At 32.4% G+C, this 24,077-nt stretch carries 22 protein-coding genes and 1 tRNA gene; 11 read left to right on the forward strand and 12 right to left on the reverse strand.

Annotation, left to right across the window (positions count from 1 at the left end; all coding sequences use genetic code 11):
• The first annotated feature begins 9 nt into the window (after window positions 1–9).
• Complete coding sequence (locus WNY78_RS11280) at window positions 10–1,788, forward strand: SLC13 family permease (RefSeq protein WP_342873308.1); 1,779 nt, start codon at window positions 10–12, stop codon at window positions 1,786–1,788.
• Here WNY78_RS11280 and WNY78_RS11285 read toward each other — a convergent pair.
• Together WNY78_RS11285 and WNY78_RS11290 are read right to left on the reverse strand one after the other, a co-directional pair.
• Window positions 1,785–3,989: a SulP family inorganic anion transporter gene (locus WNY78_RS11285; RefSeq protein ID WP_342873309.1), complete on the reverse strand. Its 2,205-nt coding sequence runs from the start codon at window positions 3,987–3,989 to the stop codon at window positions 1,785–1,787. The genes WNY78_RS11280 and WNY78_RS11285 overlap by 4 nt on opposite strands.
• Window positions 3,986–4,834, reverse strand: coding sequence for a universal stress protein (locus WNY78_RS11290; protein ID WP_342873310.1), 849 nt, complete (start codon window positions 4,832–4,834; stop codon window positions 3,986–3,988). The genes WNY78_RS11285 and WNY78_RS11290 overlap by 4 nt, the downstream gene beginning before the upstream one ends.
• An 89-nt stretch (window positions 4,835–4,923) precedes the next feature.
• Between WNY78_RS11290 and WNY78_RS11295 the strand changes: the two genes are divergently transcribed.
• A complete protein-coding gene (locus WNY78_RS11295) occupies window positions 4,924–6,771 on the forward strand; it encodes a sodium:proton antiporter (protein WP_342873311.1) in 1,848 nt (615 codons plus the stop codon).
• Between the two features lie 117 nt (window positions 6,772–6,888).
• On the opposite strand, the gene lepA is transcribed toward WNY78_RS11295, so the two are convergent.
• The gene (gene lepA, locus WNY78_RS11300; RefSeq protein WP_342873312.1) at window positions 6,889–8,685 is read right to left on the reverse strand and encodes a translation elongation factor 4; all 1,797 of its coding nucleotides are present in this window, start codon (window positions 8,683–8,685) and stop codon (window positions 6,889–6,891) included.
• Window positions 8,686–8,839: 154 nt separating this feature from the next.
• Between lepA and WNY78_RS11305 the strand changes: the two genes are divergently transcribed.
• Complete coding sequence (locus WNY78_RS11305; RefSeq protein ID WP_342873313.1) at window positions 8,840–11,248, forward strand: outer membrane beta-barrel family protein; 2,409 nt, start codon at window positions 8,840–8,842, stop codon at window positions 11,246–11,248.
• Between the two features lie 8 nt (window positions 11,249–11,256).
• Here the strand turns inward: WNY78_RS11305 and WNY78_RS11310 are convergent, their stop codons facing one another.
• Window positions 11,257–12,369 (reverse strand): hypothetical protein, encoded by a 1,113-nt coding sequence (locus WNY78_RS11310; protein WP_342873314.1) that lies wholly within the window; start codon window positions 12,367–12,369, stop codon window positions 11,257–11,259.
• Window positions 12,370–12,408: 39 nt separating this feature from the next.
• Between WNY78_RS11310 and WNY78_RS11315 the strand changes: the two genes are divergently transcribed.
• Window positions 12,409–13,650 carry a M28 family peptidase gene (locus tag WNY78_RS11315; protein WP_342873315.1) on the forward strand — a complete coding sequence of 414 codons (1,242 nt, stop codon included), beginning with the start codon at window positions 12,409–12,411 and terminating at the stop codon, window positions 13,648–13,650.
• Window positions 13,651–13,759: 109 nt separating this feature from the next.
• The gene (locus WNY78_RS11320) at window positions 13,760–14,152 is read left to right on the forward strand and encodes a DUF4345 domain-containing protein (protein WP_342873316.1); all 393 of its coding nucleotides are present in this window, start codon (window positions 13,760–13,762) and stop codon (window positions 14,150–14,152) included.
• On the opposite strand, the gene WNY78_RS11325 is transcribed toward WNY78_RS11320, so the two are convergent.
• From WNY78_RS11325 to WNY78_RS11335, 3 genes are all read right to left on the reverse strand, one after another.
• Window positions 14,136–14,339 (reverse strand): hypothetical protein, encoded by a 204-nt coding sequence (locus tag WNY78_RS11325; RefSeq protein WP_342873317.1) that lies wholly within the window; start codon window positions 14,337–14,339, stop codon window positions 14,136–14,138. The two genes, WNY78_RS11320 and WNY78_RS11325, sit on opposite strands and share 17 nt — an antisense overlap.
• A gap of 218 nt (window positions 14,340–14,557) precedes the next feature.
• Window positions 14,558–15,952: a radical SAM protein gene (locus tag WNY78_RS11330; RefSeq protein ID WP_342873318.1), complete on the reverse strand. Its 1,395-nt coding sequence runs from the start codon at window positions 15,950–15,952 to the stop codon at window positions 14,558–14,560.
• A gap of 152 nt (window positions 15,953–16,104) precedes the next feature.
• A complete protein-coding gene (locus WNY78_RS11335; protein ID WP_342873319.1) occupies window positions 16,105–16,854 on the reverse strand; it encodes a prolipoprotein diacylglyceryl transferase family protein in 750 nt (249 codons plus the stop codon).
• A 315-nt stretch (window positions 16,855–17,169) separates the two neighbouring features.
• On the opposite strand from WNY78_RS11335, the gene dusB reads away from it, so the two are divergent.
• The gene (dusB, locus tag WNY78_RS11340) at window positions 17,170–18,162 is read left to right on the forward strand and encodes a tRNA dihydrouridine synthase DusB (RefSeq protein ID WP_342873460.1); all 993 of its coding nucleotides are present in this window, start codon (window positions 17,170–17,172) and stop codon (window positions 18,160–18,162) included.
• 180 nt (window positions 18,163–18,342) lie between these two features.
• Here the strand turns inward: dusB and WNY78_RS11345 are convergent, their stop codons facing one another.
• Both WNY78_RS11345 and rbfA read right to left on the reverse strand, forming a co-directional pair.
• Window positions 18,343–19,476, reverse strand: a complete 1,134-nt coding sequence (locus tag WNY78_RS11345) for an FtsX-like permease family protein (RefSeq protein WP_342873320.1) — start codon at window positions 19,474–19,476, stop codon at window positions 18,343–18,345.
• A gap of 74 nt (window positions 19,477–19,550) precedes the next feature.
• On the reverse strand, window positions 19,551–19,949 hold the full coding sequence (gene rbfA / locus WNY78_RS11350) for a 30S ribosome-binding factor RbfA (RefSeq protein WP_342873321.1): 399 nt from the start codon (window positions 19,947–19,949) through the stop codon (window positions 19,551–19,553).
• 216 nt (window positions 19,950–20,165) lie between these two features.
• On the opposite strand from rbfA, the gene mce reads away from it, so the two are divergent.
• From mce to WNY78_RS11375, 5 genes are all read left to right on the forward strand, one after another.
• Entirely contained in the window at window positions 20,166–20,570 is a 405-nt protein-coding gene (gene mce, locus WNY78_RS11355; protein WP_342873322.1) for a methylmalonyl-CoA epimerase, read from the forward strand.
• A gap of 48 nt (window positions 20,571–20,618) precedes the next feature.
• Window positions 20,619–20,692 (forward strand) — tRNA-Ile (locus WNY78_RS11360).
• Between the two features lie 153 nt (window positions 20,693–20,845).
• Window positions 20,846–21,697 (forward strand): hypothetical protein, encoded by an 852-nt coding sequence (locus WNY78_RS11365; RefSeq protein ID WP_342873323.1) that lies wholly within the window; start codon window positions 20,846–20,848, stop codon window positions 21,695–21,697.
• The gene (locus tag WNY78_RS11370) at window positions 21,684–22,037 is read left to right on the forward strand and encodes a hypothetical protein (protein WP_342873324.1); all 354 of its coding nucleotides are present in this window, start codon (window positions 21,684–21,686) and stop codon (window positions 22,035–22,037) included. The genes WNY78_RS11365 and WNY78_RS11370 overlap by 14 nt, the downstream gene beginning before the upstream one ends.
• Window positions 22,030–22,263, forward strand: a complete 234-nt coding sequence (locus WNY78_RS11375) for a hypothetical protein (RefSeq protein WP_342873325.1) — start codon at window positions 22,030–22,032, stop codon at window positions 22,261–22,263. Before WNY78_RS11370 ends, WNY78_RS11375 begins: the two co-directional genes overlap by 8 nt.
• A 17-nt stretch (window positions 22,264–22,280) precedes the next feature.
• Here WNY78_RS11375 and WNY78_RS11380 read toward each other — a convergent pair whose 3' ends face one another.
• From WNY78_RS11380 to WNY78_RS11390, 3 genes are all read right to left on the reverse strand, one after another.
• The gene (locus WNY78_RS11380; protein ID WP_342873326.1) at window positions 22,281–22,643 is read right to left on the reverse strand and encodes a hypothetical protein; all 363 of its coding nucleotides are present in this window, start codon (window positions 22,641–22,643) and stop codon (window positions 22,281–22,283) included.
• Complete coding sequence (locus tag WNY78_RS11385; protein WP_342873327.1) at window positions 22,640–23,467, reverse strand: hypothetical protein; 828 nt, start codon at window positions 23,465–23,467, stop codon at window positions 22,640–22,642. Before WNY78_RS11385 ends, WNY78_RS11380 begins: the two co-directional genes overlap by 4 nt.
• Before the next feature lie 302 nt (window positions 23,468–23,769).
• Window positions 23,770–24,069, reverse strand: coding sequence for a helix-turn-helix domain-containing protein (locus WNY78_RS11390; RefSeq protein ID WP_342873328.1), 300 nt, complete (start codon window positions 24,067–24,069; stop codon window positions 23,770–23,772).
• Window positions 24,070–24,077: the final 8 nt, after the last annotated feature.

Below are 24,077 nucleotides of genomic sequence, written 5' to 3' on the forward strand. Positions count from 1 at the left end.
GTATATGTAATGGATTTGATTATTACATTCTCTATAATTCTATTTGGTGTTTTTCTTTTTGTAAGAGATTACTTTTCTATTGATACAACTTCAATATTAATAATGGCGATGTTTATCGTTGCTGGTGTTTTAAGTCCTGAAGAAGGTTTCTCTGGTTTTAATAATCCTGCAACTATTACTTTGGGCTGCATATTTGTTGTGAGTGGTGGTGTATTTCATTCTGGAATTTTAGATGGTTTAAGCACCAAAATTGTTAAAATAGCCAAAACACACTACATAATTGCGCTTATCGTTTTTTGCTGTATCTCTGGTTTTTTCTCTGCGTTTATAAATGACACAGCAGTTGTTGCCTTATTACTTCCAATAGCATTAAAAGTTTGTAGAGAGACAAATATTAAACCTAGTCGATTATTAATGCCAATTTCATTTGCTGCTTTATTTGGAGGAACGTGTACTTTAATTGGGACATCAACAAATATTTTAATAAGCAGTTATGCAAAAAAATATAATATTGAAGAGTTTGGAATGTTTGAGTTTAGTGGAGCTGCTTTATGTCTTTTAGTAATTGGGTTTGCTTATATTTTTATAATAGCTCCTCTTTTATTACCAAAAAACAGTGATGAAAATGATAATTTTACTAAAAAAGCAGAATCTTACATTACGGAGCTTTTTGTAGAAGAAAATTGTAAAGATCTAAATAAGGTTTTAGGAAAATCTCAACTTGTAAATGATTTTCATGTAAATGTGCTTTCAATTTTAAGGAACGGTATTCTAAAACATAGTTTTGATTTAGATACAAAAATCTTAAAAGGTGATATTTTAAAAATTATAGTACCTCCTGAAACCTTATCACAATTATTAGACCTTGATGGTTATACAGTAAAAGGTAATAACCGAATGAAAGTAGCAGAAGAAAAGTTTAAATCATTTAATCTTTATGAGGTTATTATCCCTTTTGGCTCTAGTTTGTCTGGAGTATCTTTAAAGGAAATTAATTTTAGAAGACAATACAATTCGTCAGTTATTGGAATAAGACATAGAGGGCAAAACAAATTTGATAAATTAACAAACATCAAACTTAAAGAAGGAGATATGATGTTGGTTCTTGGTCAAGCAGAAGGTATTAATAATTTAGAATCTAATAATCTTATTGTTAGACTTTCAGAATATGAGAAAAAGAAAACTAATTATAGAAAAGCTATTCCTGCAGTTTTAATTGGTATTGGAGTTATTTTAGCTGCATCATTAAATATTACATCAATTTTAGTAAGTGCCATGGTTGGTGCATTACTAATAGTTTTACTTGGGATTTTAAAACCCATTGAAGCTTATAAATCGGTAGAATGGAAAGTGATATTTATGATGGCAGGAGTATTGTCAATGGGAACAGCTTTAGAAAAAGTTGGTGGAGCAATATTAATTGCAGATTTTATTAAAGAAACGTTAGGTCAGTATGATGCTCATATTACATTGAGCTTAATTTATTTAGTAACCTTTATTAGTACTAATTTAATTTCTAGTAAAGCCACAGCAGCATTGATGGCACCTATAGTAATTACGCTTTCTAATGCTATGAATATTAGTGAGAGACCATTTCTTATTGCAGTTATGTTTGCGTGCTCACTTACGTTTATGACGCCTATGAGTTATCCAACAAATACAATGGTTTATGCTCCTGGAAATTATAAATTTAAAGACTTTTTAAAAGTAGGTACACCATTAAATTTGATAATTTGGATTTCAGCCTCTTTTATAATCCCATATTTTTTCCCTTTTAACACTAATTAGTGTGTTTTAGGAATGACATCTTTTAGTCGTTTACCAAAATCTAATAGTGCTTTAATCTCTTTAGTACTTGCTAATCGTTCTTTGCTAAAAATAAGCAAACTATTACCATTAGATTCTATATAATAATATGGATTGCATTCAAAAAAGTGAATCAACTCATTGGTAAAAAAAGTTTTAATATCTTCAATATGCTCACCAATTAAATGAAATCGTTTTGAAAAATCTGGGTGGTCATCAAAATTAATATCTGTAAATCCCGCAATAGCATAAACTTTATTTATCATGGTTTCTCTATCTAAAGAAAATATAGGGATTGTTTCATTTAAATTAATATGTAGCATAGAAGTTCTAACAACTTCTTTTGCTATAAACTCACCTTCAGAAAACTCAATATCAAATAATTTAGAGTTTGATTTTTCGTTCTTTAATTCATTATAAATATAGTTAGGTTGCTTCGTTTTAAAAAACAGAAAAGGATCTAGAAACCTTGTGTTTTTATTTTTTTCTGCACTGTAAGTCAGATTATAATTTTTAGCAATAGTCTCAAGGTTTTCTTGTCTTTTTGTTAAGTTATAACCAAATAATGTTGGTACGGCTACTATTTTTCGCAAGGCAAAAGGATGTTTAGAATCTGAATCGTGCATATCTAAACCTACAATATCAAAATGCCCTCCATTTTTTGTGAATGAACTTTGATAGTTATTAAGGTTTTCCATAACAGTATGATCCACAAAATCACACATAGAAAAATCTACAATCACGTCATTATCTGTAGATATAGCGTTGAGTTTTTGCTTCAATCTATAAAAATTTGCGAACGTACAAAAATGTTTTACACTCACGTAATAATTAGACTTATCATCATCTTCTTTAAACATCAATACATTAGGTTTTATCCAATGTCTTAAAAATAATGTGACGTTTTTGTTAATGACGAAATGTATAATTATGGTAATGATTACACCTGCAGAAATTCCTAAAATCAGTCCAAACTTTAAGGTTGTAAGTAACGTTACAAAAAAGATAATGAGCTGTTCTTTTCCTACGGAAAAGATCTTCTTTATTAAATCTGGTGATGCTAATTTATAACCTGTATAAACCAAAATAGCCATAAGAGCAGACAACGGAATTCGTGTTAACTGAGAGCTAAATGCAACAATAAAAACGACAAGAAAGAAGGCATGAGAAAAATTTGAAGATCTATTACTACCACCATTATTTACGTTTACAGAACTCCTAGCAATTACAGTAACCACATTAAGTCCTCCAACAAAACCACTTCCTATTGTTCCAAGACCTAAGGCTTTTAAATCTCTATTTACATTAGAGCGCCTTCTTTGAGGATCTAATTTATCTACTGCTTTAATACTTAAAAGGGACTCAATACTTGAGATTAAGGTTAGGGATAAAACACTTCCCCAAAACGCTAAGCCTCCAATTTTTGCAAAAGAAATTTTGGGTAATTGCGTGGTAATTTCAGTAAAAGATGGAATTGTAGGAATCATATAATCTTTCGCAATTGGATTGTCTTGGTGCAGAAACAATTCAAAATAATAACTAAAGCTAATAGATAGAATCACAATCCACATTGGAGCAGGAATTAATTGCCAATACTTATTTCTAAGTTTTGGATAAAAAATCATTATTGCTAAACTTAAAAGACCTGCTGCTGCTGCATAAATAAGACCTGTATTTTCATAATGTAGCGCATCATTTATGGTAAACGGAATTTCAACTAAGTAATCAATAGTATTTTCTCGTGTAATTTTGTGACCAAACATAATATGAAACTGCTTTCCCAGAATGATAAGTCCAATTGCAGCAAGCATGCCTTGAATGGCTGAAGATGGAAAAAAGTCGGCTAGATTACCCATTCTTAAAAAACCGAGTAACATAATCAATACACCAGAGCAAATTATAGCAGCATAAGCTCCTTCTAAACCAAGTGTTGTTATAGCAACTAAGGTAACACCTACCAATCCATTTCCTGGACCTGTAATTGTTACATGACTTCCACCTAAAATTGACACGATTACACCACCTACAATTGCGGTAATTACACCTGCAATTGCAGGTGCATCACTAGCCATAGCAAGACCTAAACCTAATGGTAAAGCAATAAGACTTACCACAAATCCCGAAAACATATTTTTAGGGAGTTGCTTAAAAAAGAGTGCTATGTTATTCTTTTTTGGTGTCATTGTATAATTAAAACATCGGTTGGTAGTTCTGATAAAATGTATTCGATATCATGCGGAAAAATTCGATCCCAAAAACTAGTTTTACTTGGCGCATTCATGACTAATAAATCGGCTCTAACAAATTGAGCATAATGGCCAATACTATAGCCTCGTTTACCAAAGATAGATTGTGTTTTTGTTACAATTTGAGATTTATACTCTTCAGGAATTTCAGAAATAATACGTTTTACACGCGAGTCTTCTCGCATTTTTAGACGCGCTTTAATGATAGCAGATTTCCGAAGAGATACATCATCATCTACACTAACAGCAACTTCTTGTTTTGTTATTTCTTCAACAATTGTAATTTTTTTAGATTGTAATTTATGAGACATATAATACGCTGTAGCAATGGTTTGTTTGGTCTTTGGATCGTCGAGTCCATTAACCACGACATGTTTACAAGGTATACGTACTACAGATGGTTTTATGAGTAATAAAATAGAACAATTTGCCTGTCTTGTAATTTTTCTAGCAATTGTTCCTAAATAATATTGTACAAAATTTTCTTTTTGAAGTGCTCCTAAAATAAGTAAGTCTACCTTCTTTTCTTCGGAAACAGATAATATCACATCAACTGGGTTACCTGTTTTAAAAACGAGATCGTAGTTGAGGTTATCTTTTACAAAAGGCTTGATGATATCTAAAATCTGCTGTTTCTTTTCATCAGATTCTTGTCCTACATGAATGAGCACCAATTTGCTCTCAAAAAAGAGGGATAATCGTGCTGCTTCGTATAGATTAGCTTTTAGGTTTGGAGAAAATGCGACGCCAATACCTATGGTCTTAAAAATTTTGTTGGTCAAATGCTATTAAATCAATTTCGAGGGTAAGTTAATATTTTTTTAACGGTTACAATAGTTTCGGTTATATTTAGCAACCAAAATTAAGATGCATGTTAGAATTAGCAGGAATTATCATATTAGGAATATTAGCACAATGGGTAGCTTGGAAATTTAAAATACCAGCAATACTACCATTAATTTTAATTGGACTTTTAGTCGGTCCAATTGCCGCAGAGTTTTTGAGCGAAGATGGTACAAAATGGATAGAGCCTATTTGGAATGGAGAAGAAGGACTTTTCCCAGGACAAAGCTTATTTTACTTTGTGTCTCTAGCCATAAGTATTATACTTTTTGAAGGTGGATTAACTCTTAAAATGAGTGAAGTAAAAAATGTAGGCCCTGTAATAACAAAGTTAATTTCTTTAGGATCTATAGTTACATTTTTTGGAGCTGCAGTTGCCGCTCATTTTACATTTGACTTAAGTTGGGAGATATCGTTTTTATTTTCAGGACTTATAATTGTAACAGGTCCAACAGTGATTACACCAATCCTAAGAAATGTTCCATTAAAAAAAGATATCTCAGCAGTTTTAAAATGGGAAGGAATTTTAATTGATCCTATTGGAGCATTAGTAGCGGTTTTGGTATTTGAGTTTATTACTGTTGATGGAGGCGGAGAATTTACAAAGACCGCATTAATAGAATTTGGTAAAATTGTATTATTTGGAGCAACTTTTGGGTTCACATTTGCTCACGCAATGAACTTTATTATCAATAAAAAACTAGTACCACATTACCTGTTAAATGTCTTTGCACTTGCTGCTGTTTTAGGCGTTTTTGTCTTGTCTGACACATTTGCACATGAATCTGGATTACTTGCAGTAGTCGTGATGGGAATGGTGTTAGGGAACTCAAACTCTGCTTATTTAAAAGAGTTACTTTACTTTAAGGAATCTTTGAGTGTTTTATTAATTTCTATCTTATTTATTCTTTTGGCAGCAAATATAAATATGAGTGATTTGTATTTAATTTTTACTTGGAAAACAGCAGTATTATTTGCTGCGGTTGTGTTTATCATTAGACCTGTAGGTGTGTTTTTAAGTACCTACGGCTCTACTTTAAAATTAAAAGAAAAAGTATTTATTAGTTGGGTTGGACCACGAGGAATTGTTGCTGCTGGTATTGCATCTCTATTTGGGTTAAAACTAGCAAAGGAAGGTGTTCCTGGAGCAGAATACATAACACCTTTAGTATTTATGATTGTTTTAGGAACCGTATTGTTAAATGCTACAACAGCACGATTATTTGCCAAGATGGTTGGTGTGTTTTTAGAAAAATCTGATGGGATATTAATCGTTGGAGCCTCTAAAGTATCAAGGCTTATTGGTCATTACTTAGAATCTAACGGAAGACATGTGGTTTTAATTGATAGTAATCAAAGTAACATTAGTAAGGCTCAAGAATTAGGGTTAGAAGCAATAAACACTAATATTTATTCTGATACGTTGATGGATAATATAGAATTAAATGATGTTGGTTATTTAATGGCACTAACAGGAAGTAACGATATAAATAAATATGCCATAAATAAATTTAGTAAGCAGTTTGGTGAAAATGGCTCATTTAGATTAGTTAGTGTAGATGAGATGCATGATAGTAACAATAATCCTAAAGAAGGTTTATTTTCTCATACAGACGATTTTTCGACACTTAGTAATGTTGTTAGAAAATTCCCGAGTATTCAAGAAATTGAGCTAAAAGATAAATCGCATTACGAAAGCTTAATTGAATTATCAGATAATGATAAAGACATTATTCCGTTGTTTATTAAAAATGAAGACTCAGAAATCAAAATTATATCTTCTTACAATAAGGACATAGAAGAGATAGGTGAAAATTGGCATTTAGTTTATTTGGGCAAACCTTTTGATGTTGAAACTGTTGCTCAAGAGGAATAAAAAAATTCCTGCTTACGGCAGGAATCTATTTTTATAAAGTGCGATAAAATAAATGAAATAAATTTTTTCTTCGGAAATGAAAACTCCTTGTTAATTCAGTTATTCTTATTTTATTTGCTAGTCATTTAGCTTTAAAACCGCCATAAACGCTTGTTGAGGTATTTCTACATTACCAACTTGACGCATGCGTTTTTTACCTTTTTTCTGCTTTTCTAATAACTTACGTTTACGAGAAATATCTCCACCATAACATTTTGCAGTTACATCTTTACGTAAGGCTTTTATGGTTTCACGAGAAATAATTTTTGCTCCAATAGCAGCCTGTATAGGAATATCAAACTGTTGTCTAGGGATGAGTTCTTTCAGTTTTTCACACATTTTCTTCCCTATATGTTGTGCGTTGTCTGCATGAATTAAAGCAGAAAGAGCATCAACGGTTTGAGCATTCAATAAAATGTCTAATCTAACCAATTTAGAGACTTTCATTCCGATAGGAGAATAATCAAAAGATGCATAGCCTTTAGATACTGTTTTAAGACGGTCGTAAAAATCGAAGACGATTTCCGCAAGAGGCATCTCAAAAGTTAATTCAACACGTTCAGGTGTTAAATAGGTTTGATTTAAAATCATTCCACGTTTCTCAATACAAAGTGACATCACATTTCCGACGAAATCAGATTTTGTAATAATAGTGGCTTTAATAAACGGTTCTTCAACACGATTTACAGTTGTAGGCTCTGGCAAATCTGAAGGGTTATTTACAATAAATGGTTCATCTGGATTTTTATTTGTGTATGCGTGATACGATACATTGGGAACAGTTGTAATTACTGTCATATCAAACTCACGTTCTAAACGCTCTTGGATAATTTCCATATGAAGCATTCCTAAGAAACCACAACGAAAACCAAATCCTAAAGCGGCAGAACTTTCTGGTTGAAAGACTAAAGACGCATCGTTTAATTGTAATTTTTCCATGGAGTTACGAAGCTCTTCGTAATCTTCTGTATCTACAGGATAAATACCTGCAAAAACCATTGGTTTTACATCTTCAAAACCTTCAACAATATTAGTGGTTGGGTTTGCAAAATCTGTAATGGTATCTCCAACTTTAACCTCTTTTGCTGTTTTGATTCCAGTAATTAAATAACCAACATCACCAGCTTTTACACTTTTTTTAGCAACTTGAGTTAGTTTTAAAGTACCAACCTCATCTGCAAAATATTCTTTGTCTGTTGCAACAAATTTGATTTTTTGCCCTTTTTTAATTTCGCCATTAAAAACTCTAAAATACGTTTCAATGCCTCTAAAAGTATTATAAACCGAATCAAATATTAAGGCTTGTAATGGAGCGTCAACACTTCCTTTAGGAGCAGGAACACGCTCTATAATTGCTTTTAATATGTTCTCAATTCCAAAACCAGTTTTTCCACTAGCATGGATCACTTCTTCTGGATCGCATCCTAAAAGTTCAACAATATCATCTGTAACTTCTTCTGGATTAGCACTTGGTAAATCTACTTTATTAAGTACAGGAATAATTTCTAAATCATTCTCTAAAGCCAAATACAAGTTAGAAATGGTTTGTGCTTGGATGCTTTGAGCAGCATCAACAATCAATAGCGCACCTTCACAAGCAGCAATTGATCGAGACACTTCATAAGAGAAATCAACATGACCAGGAGTATCTATAAGATTAAGCACATAATCTTCACCTTCATAGGTGTAATCCATTTGAATGGCATGTGATTTAATAGTAATACCACGTTCTCGCTCCAAATCCATACTGTCTAAAAGCTGGTCTTGTTTTTCACGAGCGGTTACAGTACCAGTATAATCTAATAAACGATCTGCTAGTGTACTTTTACCGTGATCAATATGTGCTATTATGCAAAAATTCCTAATGTTCTTCATAAACTCTAATTCATCTCCTTAATGATTCGCAAATATAATCGAATTATTACGCATACAATATCATTAATTTTTCAAAAAGCATTTAAAGTATGGAAAAACCGTAAAAAGTTTTAAAAAACAAATGTTATATTGCAATACAAAACCCAAATTAATTTTGAAACTTTTTAACATTCTCTCAGTATTCCTGCTATGTTCTTATTTGAGCTATAGTCAGAAATATACGATTTCTGGGAATATATTAGACTCAAATAATAGTGCTATTGAATTTGCCACTATTATCGTTTCTAATGAGGATAAAACTGAAGTTTTAAAAGGAACATCAACAGATGCAAATGGTTATTTTATTCTGAATAATCTTGAATCCAATACATATACGCTTCAAATAAGTTTTATGGGCTTTCAAACCTACGAACAAAAAATTGTATTGACAGGAAGTTTAAATTTAAAAACGATTACACTAGAAGATGATATTGAAAACCTAGACCAAGTTATTGTTACTGCAAAAAAACCGACTTTAACACGTGAAGCAGACCGACTTATTTTCAATGTAGAAAATACAGCTTTAGTAGAAGGCAATATGCTTCAAGTACTTAGAAGTACTCCTGGAGTACTCGTTATTGGTGACGAGATTTCTGTTAAAAATGCGACACCTACCGTTTATATAAACAATCGAAAAGTTCATTTGTCTTCAGATGATTTAAATCAGTTGCTCGAAGGCTCTTCGGCAAATGCTATTAAATCTATTGAAGTGATTACGAATCCTTCTGCTAGATATGATGCTGATAGTGGTGTTGTTTTAAACATCGTAATGAGCAAGAATCTTATTACAGGATATCGTGGAAGTGTATTTACAAATTATACACAAGCTGTTTTTCCTAGATACAAAGCTGGAACCAGTCATTTTTTTAAAAATAAAGACATAAGTTTTAATGTAAATTACACATATTCTAAAGATAAAATAAACAGAGATGGTGATGATAGTGTAAATTATTTAGATAATGATAATGTGCTAGAACAAAGCTGGCGTTCAGTCACAAATCGAAATACATGGTCTGAAACACATACGCTAAATGCTAACTTTGATTATTTAATTAATGATAATAATACTTTGAGTGTGTCAACTAATTCATTGTATTTGCCTTATTTCAAATACCGAATTTCAAATAACACCACAATTTTTGATGATAATGGTGCTTTTTTATCTCGATTTACTGCAGATAATTTGTCAAGAGACAACAAATATAATTTAGGTTTCGATTTAGACTTTAGTCACGATTTTACTAAAGGACAATTGGTTTTTAATACACACTTCACAACTTATAATTATAAGAGAAACCAAGGTGTTGTAAGTGATTTTTTTGATGTTAATGATGATTTCCAAAATGCTTCGGCATTTAATACACATGCAAATCAAGACACACAAATATTAGCTACTAAAGTTGATTACAGTCTACCAATAGGAGATAACTCTAGTTTTGAATCTGGTGTTAAGTTTTCCAATATTAATACTGAAAGTGATGTGATGCAGTTTGATGTAGATGTTAACTCCGGAAATGAAACGATTGACACTCAAAACTCAGATGCTTTTGATTATGAAGAACGTATTTATGCAGGTTATATCAATTATGCTACAAGTAAAGAAAAATATAATCTTACTATTGGCTTAAGAGTCGAACAAACAGATCTTGAGGGACAGTCGCCTTTGTCTAATATAACCAACAAACAAGAGTATTTAGAATTATTTCCAAACTTGAGTTTTCAGTATAATATTTCAGCTAACTATAATATTTCAGCTAACTATAAACGAACTATTACAAGACCAGGATATGCTGATTTAAATCCGTTTCGTTTTTTCTTAAATGAAAATTATGTAATCACTGGTAATCCTAATTTAGTGCCAACATTTGTTGATTATTATGATCTTAAAACCTCATTATTTGATGGTTTGATTACCGTTGGAGCTTATTATTCTAATTATGATGGTGCTATTTCTGAAATACCAAGGCAAAATAACGACACCAATATTATAGAATATACATCAGTTAATTTTGATAAAACCACTGAGTATGGTTTTGATTTTGAGTTATATTATAATATTACTGATAATTGGAATACCTATTTTGCAACGTCTTTTTACCATAGAGAAGAAGAAACCGATTTTGGGAATGGTTTTGTTAATCAAACACAATGGTCAAATTATTCTAACTTAACAAATTCTATTTCTTTACTGAAAGATAAAAGTTTGAATGTGTATTTCGACCTTATTTGGTTAGGTGAAAACCTTCAAGCTTTTCAAGCAATTGAAGACCGACTGTTTAGTCAGTTAATTATTTCAAAAACATTATTAAAGAAACAAGGTACGATCTCACTTTCTGTAAGTGATTTGTTCAACATGCATAATTTTGATGTTAGTACAGCATATCAAAACCAATCAAACACTCAGTTTATTGATGTAGATGATCGTTTTGTGAGATTAGGTTTCCGTTACAAATTTGGAAATACTAAGCTAGAAACTAATGCACGAAATAGCGACTTAGAAGAACGCAATCGTTTAAATAAATAAAACGGTAATTAATCTTGCCACTCTGCAATAAACAGATTTGTATCTCTACCGCCTCCATTATTTCTATTAGATGAAAATGCTAAATATTTACCATCATTTGAAAATACAGGAAAAGCATCAAACGTTTCACCGTGAGTTACACGTTCTATGTTTTTTCCGTCAACATCAATTAAATATAAATTGAAAGGAAATCCGCGATCAGCTTCAAAGTTAGAAGAGAATAAAATTTTCTCACCAGATGGATGAAAAAACGGACTCCAATTAGCATTTCCTAATTCAGTTAATTGGCGTAATTCACTACCATCAGCATTACAAATATATAGTTCCATTTCGGTTGGTTCAACCAAACCTTCGGCGAGTAAATCTTTATATTCTTTGATTTCTTGTTCTGTTTTAGGACGTGAAGATCTAAAGATGAGTTTTGTACCGTCTGGCGAAAAGAAAGCACCACCATCATAACCTAATTCGTTTGTAATTTGCTTGACATCACTTCCATCAATGTTCATGGTATATAATTCTAAATCGCCACTTCTTGTTGAAGTAAACACAATTTTATCACCTTTTGGAGACACAGTTGGCTCTGCATCATATCCAACTTCGTTAGTCAATTGTTTAACGATGTTTCCTTCTAAATCAGCCATAAAAATATCGTAGCTATCATAGATTGGCCAGATGTATTTTCCGTTTTTACGTAAAGGTGTATCTGGACATTCATCTTGTTTTAAATGTGTTGAAGCATAAATAATATGCTTATTATCTGGTAAAAAGTAAGCGCAAGTTGTACGCCCTTTTCCTGTTGAAACCATTGGAGGCACATTACCATTAAATGTCTCGTCAGCATTCATTAAAAACATTTGATCACAACTCACATTCCAAGCTTTATTATTAGATTGAAATACCAATTGCTTATCATCAAAACTCCAATATGCTTCTGCATTGTCACCACCAAAAGTAACTTGACGTATAGCTTTAAAGTGTTTTTCTTCAGGATAGATTAAACTATCTTTTCCTGCTACTAAGACTTCAGTTTGTTCAACTTTTTTGTCTTCGGAAGCTGTTTTAGGTTCGTTTTTACAACTAAAAAATGTGATTGTTATTAGTACTGCAACTATGTATTTCATCTGAAAATTATTAACTAAATTTGTGCAAAATTAAGATATATGCGTATTAATCACCTAATAATTGCACTTTTTTTGACGGCGTTAACTGCTTGCAAGTCAAATTCCGAAGAAAAAATTAAGGAAGTCACTATCAAAGAAGACGTTGCTTTTCTAGCAGACGATAAGTTAGAAGGTCGTCAAACAGGAACCGATGGAGAACTCGCAGCTGCAGAATATATTGCAGAACGATTTGAAAAATTAGGCTTACAAGGCAAAGGAACTAATGGTTATTTTCAAGCGTTTTCATTTAAACCAAAAACAGATCCTCACCAAGAAGTAAATTATACAGTTGTAAATGGAGACAGTATAATTACAGGAACTAATGTGATTGGATTTTTAGATAATAAAGCTGAGAATACAATTATTATTGGAGCACATTACGATCATTTAGGATATGGTGCAGAAGGCTCTTTATTTAGAGGCGATAAAAGAGAAATTCATAATGGAGCAGATGATAATGCAAGTGGAGTTGCAGTATTATTAAATCTTGCTCAAAAATTAAGCACTACAAACAAAGGCAATAACTATTTGTTTATGGCTTTTTCTGGTGAGGAAATGGGATTATTAGGGTCTAATTATTTTACCAAAAACCCAACCATAGATTTAGCAAAAGCTAATCTTATGCTTAACATGGATATGGTCGGTAGATTAAAACAAGATAGCACATTAGCTGTTTATGGTGTTGGTACCTCTCCTGTTTTAAAGCAAGTGATTAATGCTAACAATTCTAAATTTAAGATTATAGAAAACGAGTCTGGTGTTGGACCAAGTGATCATACGTCGTTTTATAATAGCGATATTCCTGTGTTGCACTTTTTTACTGGACAGCATGAAGATTATCACAAACCAGGAGATGATACTGAGAAATTAAATTATGAAGGCATGGAAACAATTTCTAACTACATATTTGATATCATTTCAGACTTAGATGATAATGGTAAGTTGCCTTTCAGAAAAACAAAAAACGAAAGCGAAGATGTGCCAAGATTTAAGGTTGGTTTAGGTGTTATTCCTGATTATTTATTTGATGGAGAAGGCATGCGAATTGATGGTGTAAGTGAAGATAAACCAGCACAAAAAGCAGGACTCGAAAGAGGAGATATTGTCGTAAAATTAGGTGATAGTTTAGTCACAGATATGATGAGTTACATGCGAGCATTATCTACTTTTGATACAGGAGATAAAACGAAAGTGATTGTGAAGCGAGGTGACGCTGAGGTTGAAAAAGAGATTGAGTTTTAAATTATGTAATTTGTCATTCAGAAGGACGTACGACTGAAGAATCTAAAACGAAGAACAAAGATTCTTCGACTCTGACGATTGTCGGAATGCCAAGAATAACAATTATATAATGCTAAAAACCAAACAAGAATTCATCAACAAGATTCATCTCATTATTTCAGTATGTATAGTAATTCCTGTGGCTTTTGTATATGGTTTTAAACCAGAATTAAGCTTTGATATGTTTCTAGAAACTATTGATGAGCACAATTTCTACAAAGCGATTATGGGATTGTATTTAGGGTTTTCTACGCTTTGGATATTAGGTGTTTTTAAATCTTATTATCTCAAAACAGCATTGATAACTAATATGATTTTTATGTTAGGCTTGGGGTTTGGTAGAATCTTGAGTATTTTAATTGATGGCGTCCCAACTTCAGGTTATCTCTTCGGCACAATTGCAGAACTGTTTCTAGGCTTCTACGGAATTTGGGTTTTAAAAAACCTCAAAAACCACTTATAAGTGCACCACATATTCCAAGACTAATAATGGTATAAACAGTAGCAATGATAAATAATACTTTAGCTGCTTTTTTATTTTTTCTATATACCGACAATCCAATAATAGTCAATAATAAACCAGGACCAAACATGATTAATAAAATCATGGTTAATAATCCATCAAAATTCATATTTGGTGATAAAAACATAGTTTCTAATGTTTAAATAGTATAACCTCTACAAATCCCTATACATATTATAATATAGATTACGGCAATGCTTAAAATTATCTTACTTCGTTTTTTGTGCTCCTTAAATTGAATCAACCCAATCATAATCAAAAGAAAAGGTATGATGAAAATAAATATAAAAACGATAATCATCAAGGCTAAAGCGTAACCATCACCTCTATCTAGAATTAAAGATATCAATTAATTTCATTTTTAAGTTCCTCTAATCTTGCTTTTTTATCATCACGATAAAATAAATTCATCGTTTCAAAAGGAATGATTTTATTGTCTTTATCTACAATATGAACACACGATTTTTTAATCGCTCTTACATCAAAATTATAAGCATCTATAAACTGCATAATGATGATGCGAAATAAATTATCATAACCCAACTCTGGCGCATCAATATTAGGTAAACAGCACATAATTGACTTTAAATTCTCTTCAGCTTTTTCTACGGAATTTCCCGTACTAAATAACTCAATCATTTTGCCTTGAAGCTGCTCGTCTTGCTCGTAAATTATAGTATTCTTGCTATTATCCAGTAAATCATTTGGGTTGATATAGCGCGTTAATGGGAAGACTTCATCACCCAATTTTAATGCGTAACCCATCACCAAAGCATCAGGATTACAAGGTACAGGAAGTAAATCATCACTATTAAAAATAGTTGTTTGTTCCATGATTTTACGACGTACTTCTGTTAAGGTCATGCGATCTGTTTCCGGATTAAAATTATCCAAACGACCTGCAATTTGTGTGGGTTGAAATGTGACACCTCTAATACATTTCTGCTTCAAGGCATAATCTATAATTTTCCCTATTTCGCCATCATTTAATCCTTTTTGAAGCGTTACAACCAAAGTGGTTGAGAGGTTTAATTTGTTGAGGTTATCAATGGCTTGTTTTCTAATATCAGTTAAATCTGCACCTCGTAATTCTCGAAGCACACTATTTTCAAACGAATCAAACTGAAGATAGACTTCAAAATCTGGAGCATACGTTTTTAGTCGTTCCGCGAAAGCGACATCTTTAGCAATTTTAATTCCGTTGGTATTGAGCATTACATGTCGAATAGGCAATGTTTTTGCATAATCCATAATCTCCCAAAACTGAGGATGAATCGTTGGTTCGCCTCCCGAAATTTGAACCACATCAGGTTCCTTTTCGTTTTTGACTATCGTGTCAAGCATTGCTTTAACTTCGTCAAGCGTGCGATGACGACCATACGTCGGCGACGAACCAGCATAACAGGTTGGACACGTTAAATTACAACGGTCTGTTACCTCTACAACCGTTAGGCAAGAATGTTGCTCGTGATCTGGACATAATCCGCAATCATACGGACAACCATAATCGGTTTTTGTGTTAAATGTATACGGTGTTTCGCTAGGTTTATTATAGTGTCGCATGTTTTTGTAGTACTCAATATCATCTGCAATTAAAACCTTAGAATTGCCATGTTCTTTACAACGTTTTAGCATGTACACGTTTCCATTTTCAAAAACAATTTTAGCATCTACACGTCTTAAACATTCCGGACACAAGCTTAACGTGAAATCGTAATAGGTATAGTTTCTAACTGGCATATTTTAATTTTATGATATTAATTTGGGCGTTACCTTTTACTCATACCTGCAATCCCGATTGCTTTCGGGATTGCAGGATCGCAAAAGGTCGAGCTTTCACTACTCGCTTCCAGACTAAAAAGTCTGGAGAGCTCAAACAAACCGTTCAATCCCTAACGCAACTTCCAGCCAAGTAAAAGTTTGGCGATCGTTTTACTGTAATACAACCAACAAATTACACATAAAAGTTGAATTGTACTCAGTCCAAGGATGTGAAACACATTCGGTTTTATAAATTCTATGCAAAACCTGAAAGCAAAGTAAGCGAGCATAAAAATCTTAAAAAGTTCACCGTTTTTTAAGTTGGCACGTTTCCTAAGTTGTTGTAATCCAATAAATAAAAGTATTAGAAAAATGAGCTCATAAAGTGAGGTTGGATGACGAAGCAATCCGTCACCTAAATCCATCCCAAAAATGGAGTTGGTTACATTTCCGTAGGTGAATTCATTGATACCAGAAAGAAAGCAACCAATGCGACCAATAAAAATGCCCAAGATAATTGGGAACACAAACAAATCTCCTGAAGACGATTGTTCTCCAATAATTTTTTTGGCAAGCTCAACACCAAGCAAACCACCAAATAATCCACCCATAATGGTTTTTGTATTGAGGAGTTGAATGATATTTTCTTCGGAAAAATCAACTAAAGGGTTTTCGAGAACTCCAATTAAACGTGAGCCAATCAAAGCACCTAAAGCAGCACCAAGAATGATAGATAAACGATTTCCAGAATTAATATGGTCGTCACTTTTCTTGCGTAAAATCACATAATATCTAAAGGCTATAAAAAAGGCGAGGTACTCTAATATCAAATGAATATTTAGAGTGATACCGAAGATTTCTGGTTGAAATGGGATTTGCAATGTGTCATATTTAAGTACTGAAATTTAATCTAAATTAAGAAAACCACCTCGTCTTCAGTTTCTTTTCTAAAACTGAATCCACTCCTCCTTAAAAAAAGGAGGAGAATTTTTTAGTAGTTACAAGAAATTCCTTCCCTTGTTTTAAGGGAAGGTGGCTTTAAGCGCAGTAAAGCGATTAAAGACGGAAGGGTAATAAATATAAATCTATTTAAAATAGTCTTAAAATTAAATAATTTGAATAAAGACTTGTCAGGATTTTAATACCTGACAGTCTATTAAAGAAAAAACCCTAATTTTGCGCAAAATAAAATGAGTTTGGTAAAAATAGGCGATATAGAACTTTCAGATTTCCCATTGTTGTTAGCACCAATGGAAGATGTTAGCGATCCACCGTTTCGAGCATTGTGCAAGGAACAAGGTGCAGATGTTGTATATACAGAGTTCATTTCTAGTGAAGGCCTTATTCGTGATGCAGCAAAAAGCGTCATGAAACTCGATATCTACGAAAAAGAAAGACCAGTTGGCATCCAGATTTTTGGAGCTAATATGGAAAGTATGTTACAAACTATTGATATTGTTGAGCGTTCAAAACCAGATATTATAGACATCAATTTTGGTTGTCCAGTAAAAAAAGTAGTGAGTAAAGGAGCAGGAGCAGGAATTCTAAAAGATATCTGTTTAATGGAACAACTTACTGCAGAAATGGTAAAACGCACCAATTTGCCTGTTACTGTAAAAACGCGTCTAGGTTGGGATCACGATTCTATAAAAATTGTTGAGGTTGCAGAGCGATTGCAAGATGTTGGTTGTAAAGCGATTTCAATTCACGGGCGAACACGTGCGCAAATGTATAAAGGTGATGCAGATTGGAAACCCATTGCAGCTGTAAAAAATAATCCTAGAATGCACATTCCTGTATTTGGAAATGGCGATGTCACCACACCAGAACGTGCCATGGAAATGCGTGACAGTTACGGTTTAGATGGTTGTATGATTGGTCGTGCATCAATTGGAAACCCTTGGTTTTTTAAACAAGTAAAACACTTTTTTAAAACAGGAGAACATTTAGATCCAATCTCCATGGCAGAACGTGTGGATGCTGCGAGACGTCATCTTCAAATGTCAATAGACTGGAAAGGTGAAAAATTAGGTGTTTTTGAAACTAGACGTCATTATACCAATTACTTTAAAGGAATTCCAAATTTCAAGGAACATAGAATGAAAATGGTCACAAGTGACGATTCTAAGGATGTGTTTGCTGCTTTTGATGAAGTATTAGAGTTGTTTGGAGATCATCAGTTTTCTTAATACTTAAATATACTTCTCGCAAAGTCGCGAAGACGTAAAACTCACTCAATTGAATTAACAAAAACTTATCTTATTTATACAAAATTCCGAAATTAGTAGATTATTAAATTGAGTTATCCGTAATAGTAATCACGCACAACTTTGCGCCTCTGCGCCTTTGCGAGAATAAAGAGACCTTTTCTAACTCTTAACCAAATCTTTCGTAATCCTCTGTGAAGCCAATTTAGACGCTAAAATTCCTAAAACAAAAATCGTTACGATAACAATTACAAAATTGATTCCCTTAATTTCTACAGGATAAGGCAATGAAGGTGTCAACATAATTAACGCAAACTGTTGTTGTAAAAAGATAATCACAAATCCTAGAATTAATCCTAGTGTGCCTGCGAGAACAGTCATTAAACTGCCTTGTAAAAAGAAAACTCGTCTTATCTCCTTTGTTGTTGTTCCTAAGTTAAACAGTGTGTTTATAGATGCTTTTTTGTCTAAAATCATCATAATTAACGCACCAACAACATTAAAAAGGGCAATGATGATTACTAAGGTGAAAATAAGGTAGACAGCCATATTTTCGGTATTAAGCATTTTGTAGAGCGCGTCGTTTAATTGCGCTCTGTTTTTGATGTTGGCACGATTACCAAAAACAGTTTTTAACGCTTCGGAAACTTTAACTTCGTCAGCTGTAGCATCCAATTTTAATTCTATGGATGATACTTGATTTTCATCGTAGTTTAATAAATATCTAGCAGTTTCTATATTAGCAAAAATGTACTCGTTATTTAGTTCTACATTAATATCAAAGATGCCAATATTGTAAGCTAATACTGAATTAAAAGCACCTTTTACAGATGTGATTTGTCCTTTTCCAGGTTTTGGAACATATATTTTTTGATTTCTAGTGAGATCAAGAACTCCATAAGATAATTTGTTAGAAATACCTCCACCTGAAACAATTTGATTGGTTCCGTGTTCTAGCCAATTTCCGTAGTAAATCATAGAATCAATCGTGGTGACTTTGGTGAAGTTTTCATCAACACCTTTCATGGTAACGATTTGTTTTTTACCATCAAATTCTAAAATAACACGCTCTTCAATGGTTTTAGAATAGCTTTGAATTCCGGGAATAGCATTAATTTTAAGAGCATCGTCTTCTGAAATTACAAACGATTTCCCTTCACTAGGAAACACCTTTAAATCTGGATCTACAAAAGAAGAAAATTCAAGGCTAAAGTTTTTTAAACCAGCAAAACCAGAGAGTACAATAAATAATGCAGCAGCAGCAATCACAGTGCCTGATGCTGCTATAATGGTCATGATATTTATAGAATTATTGCTGCTTTTAGAAAACAGGTAACGTTTTGCTATGTAAAGAGCGACATTCAATTACATTATTTCTTTTTACGTTTAGCCAAAAGATCAGCTTCTTTAATTGGGTCTTCTTCTCTTTTAAGAGAACGTTCAATTCCATCAATATATTCTAGAGAATCGTCAATAAAAAATTCTAAATTAGGCATACGTCTTAGTTGGTTTCTAGTTCGTTGTGCCATTTCATGACGAATTAAAGGCGTGTTTGAACGAATGCCTTCAATGAGTTCTTTTCCTTTTCCATTAGGAAATACACTGAGATATACTTTGGCTACAGACAAATCTGTGGTCACATTTACTTTGCTCACCGAAATGATAACACCACGCATTCCACCATCTGTCGCTGCTTTTTGTAATATATCTGCAAGATCTTGTTGCAAAACTCCGCCAATTTTTTTTTGTCTTTGGGTAAATTCTTCCATTGTAATAAATTTAAGTCGTTGTTACGTCATCATCAGTCTCTACTAATATAACGACTTTATCAAAAATGAAACCATGTTTTGGTTTCCAACTGCAAAAATAGGCGATAATTAAGGATTATGTTATTTTTGAAAGAGGAAATGATAAAATAGATGCTCATTTCCGTAGAAAAAAATTAATGAGATTTCCGTTTTCACGGAAACTGAAACAAGTTTCAGATGAAAAAAATTGAACATATTGGTATTGCAGTAAAAGATATTGAAGCGTCAAATGAGTTGTTTGGTGCGCTCTTCGGAAAAAAACACTACAAAACAGAAGCTGTAGAGAGTGAAGGTGTCATAACTTCTTTTTTTAAGAATGGACCAAATAAAATAGAGCTACTGCAAGCAACAACTGAAGATAGTCCTATTGCAAAGTTTATAGAGAAAAAAGGGGAAGGTATTCATCACATTGCTTTTGCAGTGGCTGATATAGAGAAGGAAATTGAACGCTTAAAAGGTGAAGGATTTAAAATGATCCATGAGAAACCAAAGAAAGGCGCAGACAATAAACTCATTGCTTTTTTACATCCAAAAGCCACAAATGGTGTTTTAATTGAATTATGTCAAGAGATTAAAGAATAAAAGGTTTGTAGGGTTTTAAAATAAATATTAGATTTGCAGACCAATTTTGGTCCCATAGCTCAGTTGGTTAGAGCACCTGACTCATAATCAGGTGGTCCTTGGTTCGAGCCCAAGTGGGACCACTTTTATTAAATGTAAAGCCTTGTAAATGATAAATTTATGAGGCTTTTTTTATTGTAGGGGATGAAATAGGGGGCGAAAAAATAAATATTTTTAATACTTTATCTTTTATAGTTTTAAATTAATATATTTATATCTAACTAAAAACTAATATATTGAATATAGAAAGGGATGTTTTATCGAGATTACTTAAATCATATCCAGTTAGTTCTTTAAGGACTTATTTCGATTTAACGGGACTAAGGCAAGATGATTTGGTTGAAGATGTTTTAAGTTCTCGCACACGTGGTGAAATCTTAATTTTTGCGTTTGAACAATTTGGGTATTTACATCAACACATTTATATTTTTGATTTAAACACCACCGCTAGCTCAACTTTTAATTTAGCTGGAGGAATAGTTGTTTCTGATAATGCTGTTGATGGCAAAAGAATTTTAAATCTAACATTCAGAACTGAGTTTTCTTATTTTAATCCATCAAGCTTGTCTGAGGAAGAACTATATTTTATGACTCCTGTTATAGTAGAATTAAATGGTCTAAGAGCTGTAATTAAAATAAATATTTTGGAAAGAAATGTTAATAATTATTTTAATCATAAAGTTTTTCCAACAGGACGTAATATAGAAGATTCCGATATTATTGGCAGAATACGAACTGCAATGGGTGGTTCTATGAGCTTTACACCTACAGATGTAACAGTTGGAGTTAAATATTTATGGGAGAATAATTTTATTGATGCAGCTTACGTTAAATTTAAAAAATCTCGAAGTACTACAACAGAGTCTATGGATGAGGAGCACACTCTAAAGGATAGTATGCCAGATGTTTATACCCAAATAACAAGTGCGCCACTAGATAAGAATGTATTTAGAGTCCTAGAAGATGTTGATGAATTTATCAATACCTTTGCAATAGAGCCTAGAAACGGTAAAATAGCAATAACTCGTTTTCCTAATATGCTTAATTCAGCAGATAGACTAGTACAAATGATAATTGACAACAATTAAAATGTTTACACAGTTTTTAAATAAAAAAGCGGATTTATTAGAGTCATTAGACCCTGATAGAATTTATGTTGAGAATGTTAGGAGTTTTCTTAATTTACCAACAAAAGCTGCTAAGTTATTATGTGAAATGGCTGTAAAGCAACGATTATTCAAGAAAAAACATGGTGTTTATTGCCCGACTTGTGATAGACTAGTGAAATCCTTTGATAATCTTGATGAAGTTGATAGCACTTTTGAATGTGATGTTTGCAGAGAACTAGAGGAACCACAATATCAATTCAATAAAAGTGAAATGAAAATATTGACATTTTATAAACTATTAGATAAAATCAATGACTGAAAGACAAGCAAAGGTTTTTAAAATATTAGTTGATATCGGTTTGAAAGCAATATTTGGTATTGCTGCATTATTTGCCTTTTTTTTGATATTGTTTTATATACTAAATAGTCAGTGCGATTGGCAAGACAAAGCTGTTCTAGCATCTTTAGAAGCTATATTGTCCTACACAGTTTATAAAGTTTTTAATCATTATTTCCCAAATGGTAATGGATCAAGTAATCCATAATGCTTACCAATTTTTTTTTAGTCATACCAAATTCCGTCTTCAAATTGATTTTTATCTAGCATATTGAACGCTGTTTTAAAGTCATTATAAAATTGACCGTCAAAACCATGCTCAGATATTAATTGAAGACTTTTAAAGCAAATATCTTCTGTAATGAGAAAATCTATCCTGCTATTATTTTTAGTTTTTGCCATAATTAAAACACCATCATTAATCCGATAAAACTTGTCGTATTTAATATTATGGTTATTAAGAAGCGTCTTATCATTTAGGTTTAAGTATTCGGTTTCAGTTGTTTTATATATTCCAATTGATAACTCTTCATCTACTATGTAAGTAAATACTTTTCCGTGTTGAGTGTATTTATTGAGTATTTTCATATTGCTTTGTTTTTATCATCCAGCCTTTTATACATTGGCAAGGTATGTCTGTTTAGATTTATCATTTTAATATTTAAAAAAGGATAATTATTTTGGTCTTTAATCTCCATTTCTTTTAATACCGCACCCATTTTTTTAAATTGGTCTGTAAACTCGGTAGTGGTGTAGAAGTCCGTGTAAAGCTCTGAAACACGCTTTGAGCAGTTCCAGACTTGGCATTTAAACTTATCATCATTTTTCGTAACGTATTTTGTTACGTACGAAGCGATAGAGCGTATATTTTTTGAATTCAATTGTCTAACATCAAAAGCTGATGATGGTCTAAAATCTTTGTCTCTTGGTTTAATTCCATTCTTCATTTGTAGGTCAATCCAATAGTTCCACCATTTATCAATTTTCCAATATTTGTTTGTTATCATGTGAAAGTGCACATTACCCTCAAAGACATCATTTTTAGTTTGACGTTCTGCTACCCAAACATATTGAAAATCATCGCTACGCTTTTTTGCATTATCGACGAACTTTCGTAATAAATTTATTGCTTGTTCGTCGCTCACCTTGTTTAAAAAAGTGAGCGTGACAAAGCTTAATCTTTTATAGCATCGTGCAAAGCAAGTAATTTTTTTGCGAATCTTTCTTTTCGAACGTGGAGACAAGGAGCGTTCTTTTTGCACCTTGTCTATACTTTCCTTTTTTTTTGCTTTTGTATTCTTCACGGGCTTTGGTCGTTGTAAAGCAGAACCAGTAAATTCATTTTTTGGAACTCTACCGTATTGCTTTGTTGAAAAAGCGACACTTGAACCGTATGTGTTTTTTACTATCATAATCTGAATCGTTGCACATTAATTAAAACCATTTAAAGGTTATTTATTAAAGGTTTTACTTAAAGGTATTTTAAAGGTTAAAAAAAAGAAAAACTACTTGAGAGATTGGGGAATGAATGTTCCTTTTTTCAGTTGCTTCATAAACTGACCCGAACGGCGATTATAAACGTTCATATACAGCCAAGTAGCGTGTTTTTTATCTAGGAACATTGCAAAGCCATTTAGCTTATCTACATATTCCCATTTCTTAGGTTTAGATTGGTTTTCTAAGAAGACGATAACGGAGTAATCATTTTTGTTTTTTAACATGATAAGCCCCCTCTCATTTTAGAAACATTTACTTCGTTTAAAGCAGAGTGTATATCGTTCAATTTGTAAAGTACTCGATTGCCAATTCGATGTGCTTTTACGACACCTTTTTTTGTCCAATCGTGAAGTGTTGGAAGTGAAATACACAGATATTTCGCTGTGTCTTTTCGAGACATTAAAATGTTTTCTTTTTTCTCTGGTTTAATAAAGTGTTCGAGATTTTCAGCGAAGATGTCTTCTACTTCTTTTCTAATATCAGAAAGTTCAATTGAATTTAAAATTACTTTTGTCATTATTTTAT

The sequence above is a fragment of the Psychroserpens sp. AS72 genome, from assembly GCF_038900375.1.
Lineage (GTDB): Bacteria > Bacteroidota > Bacteroidia > Flavobacteriales > Flavobacteriaceae > Psychroserpens.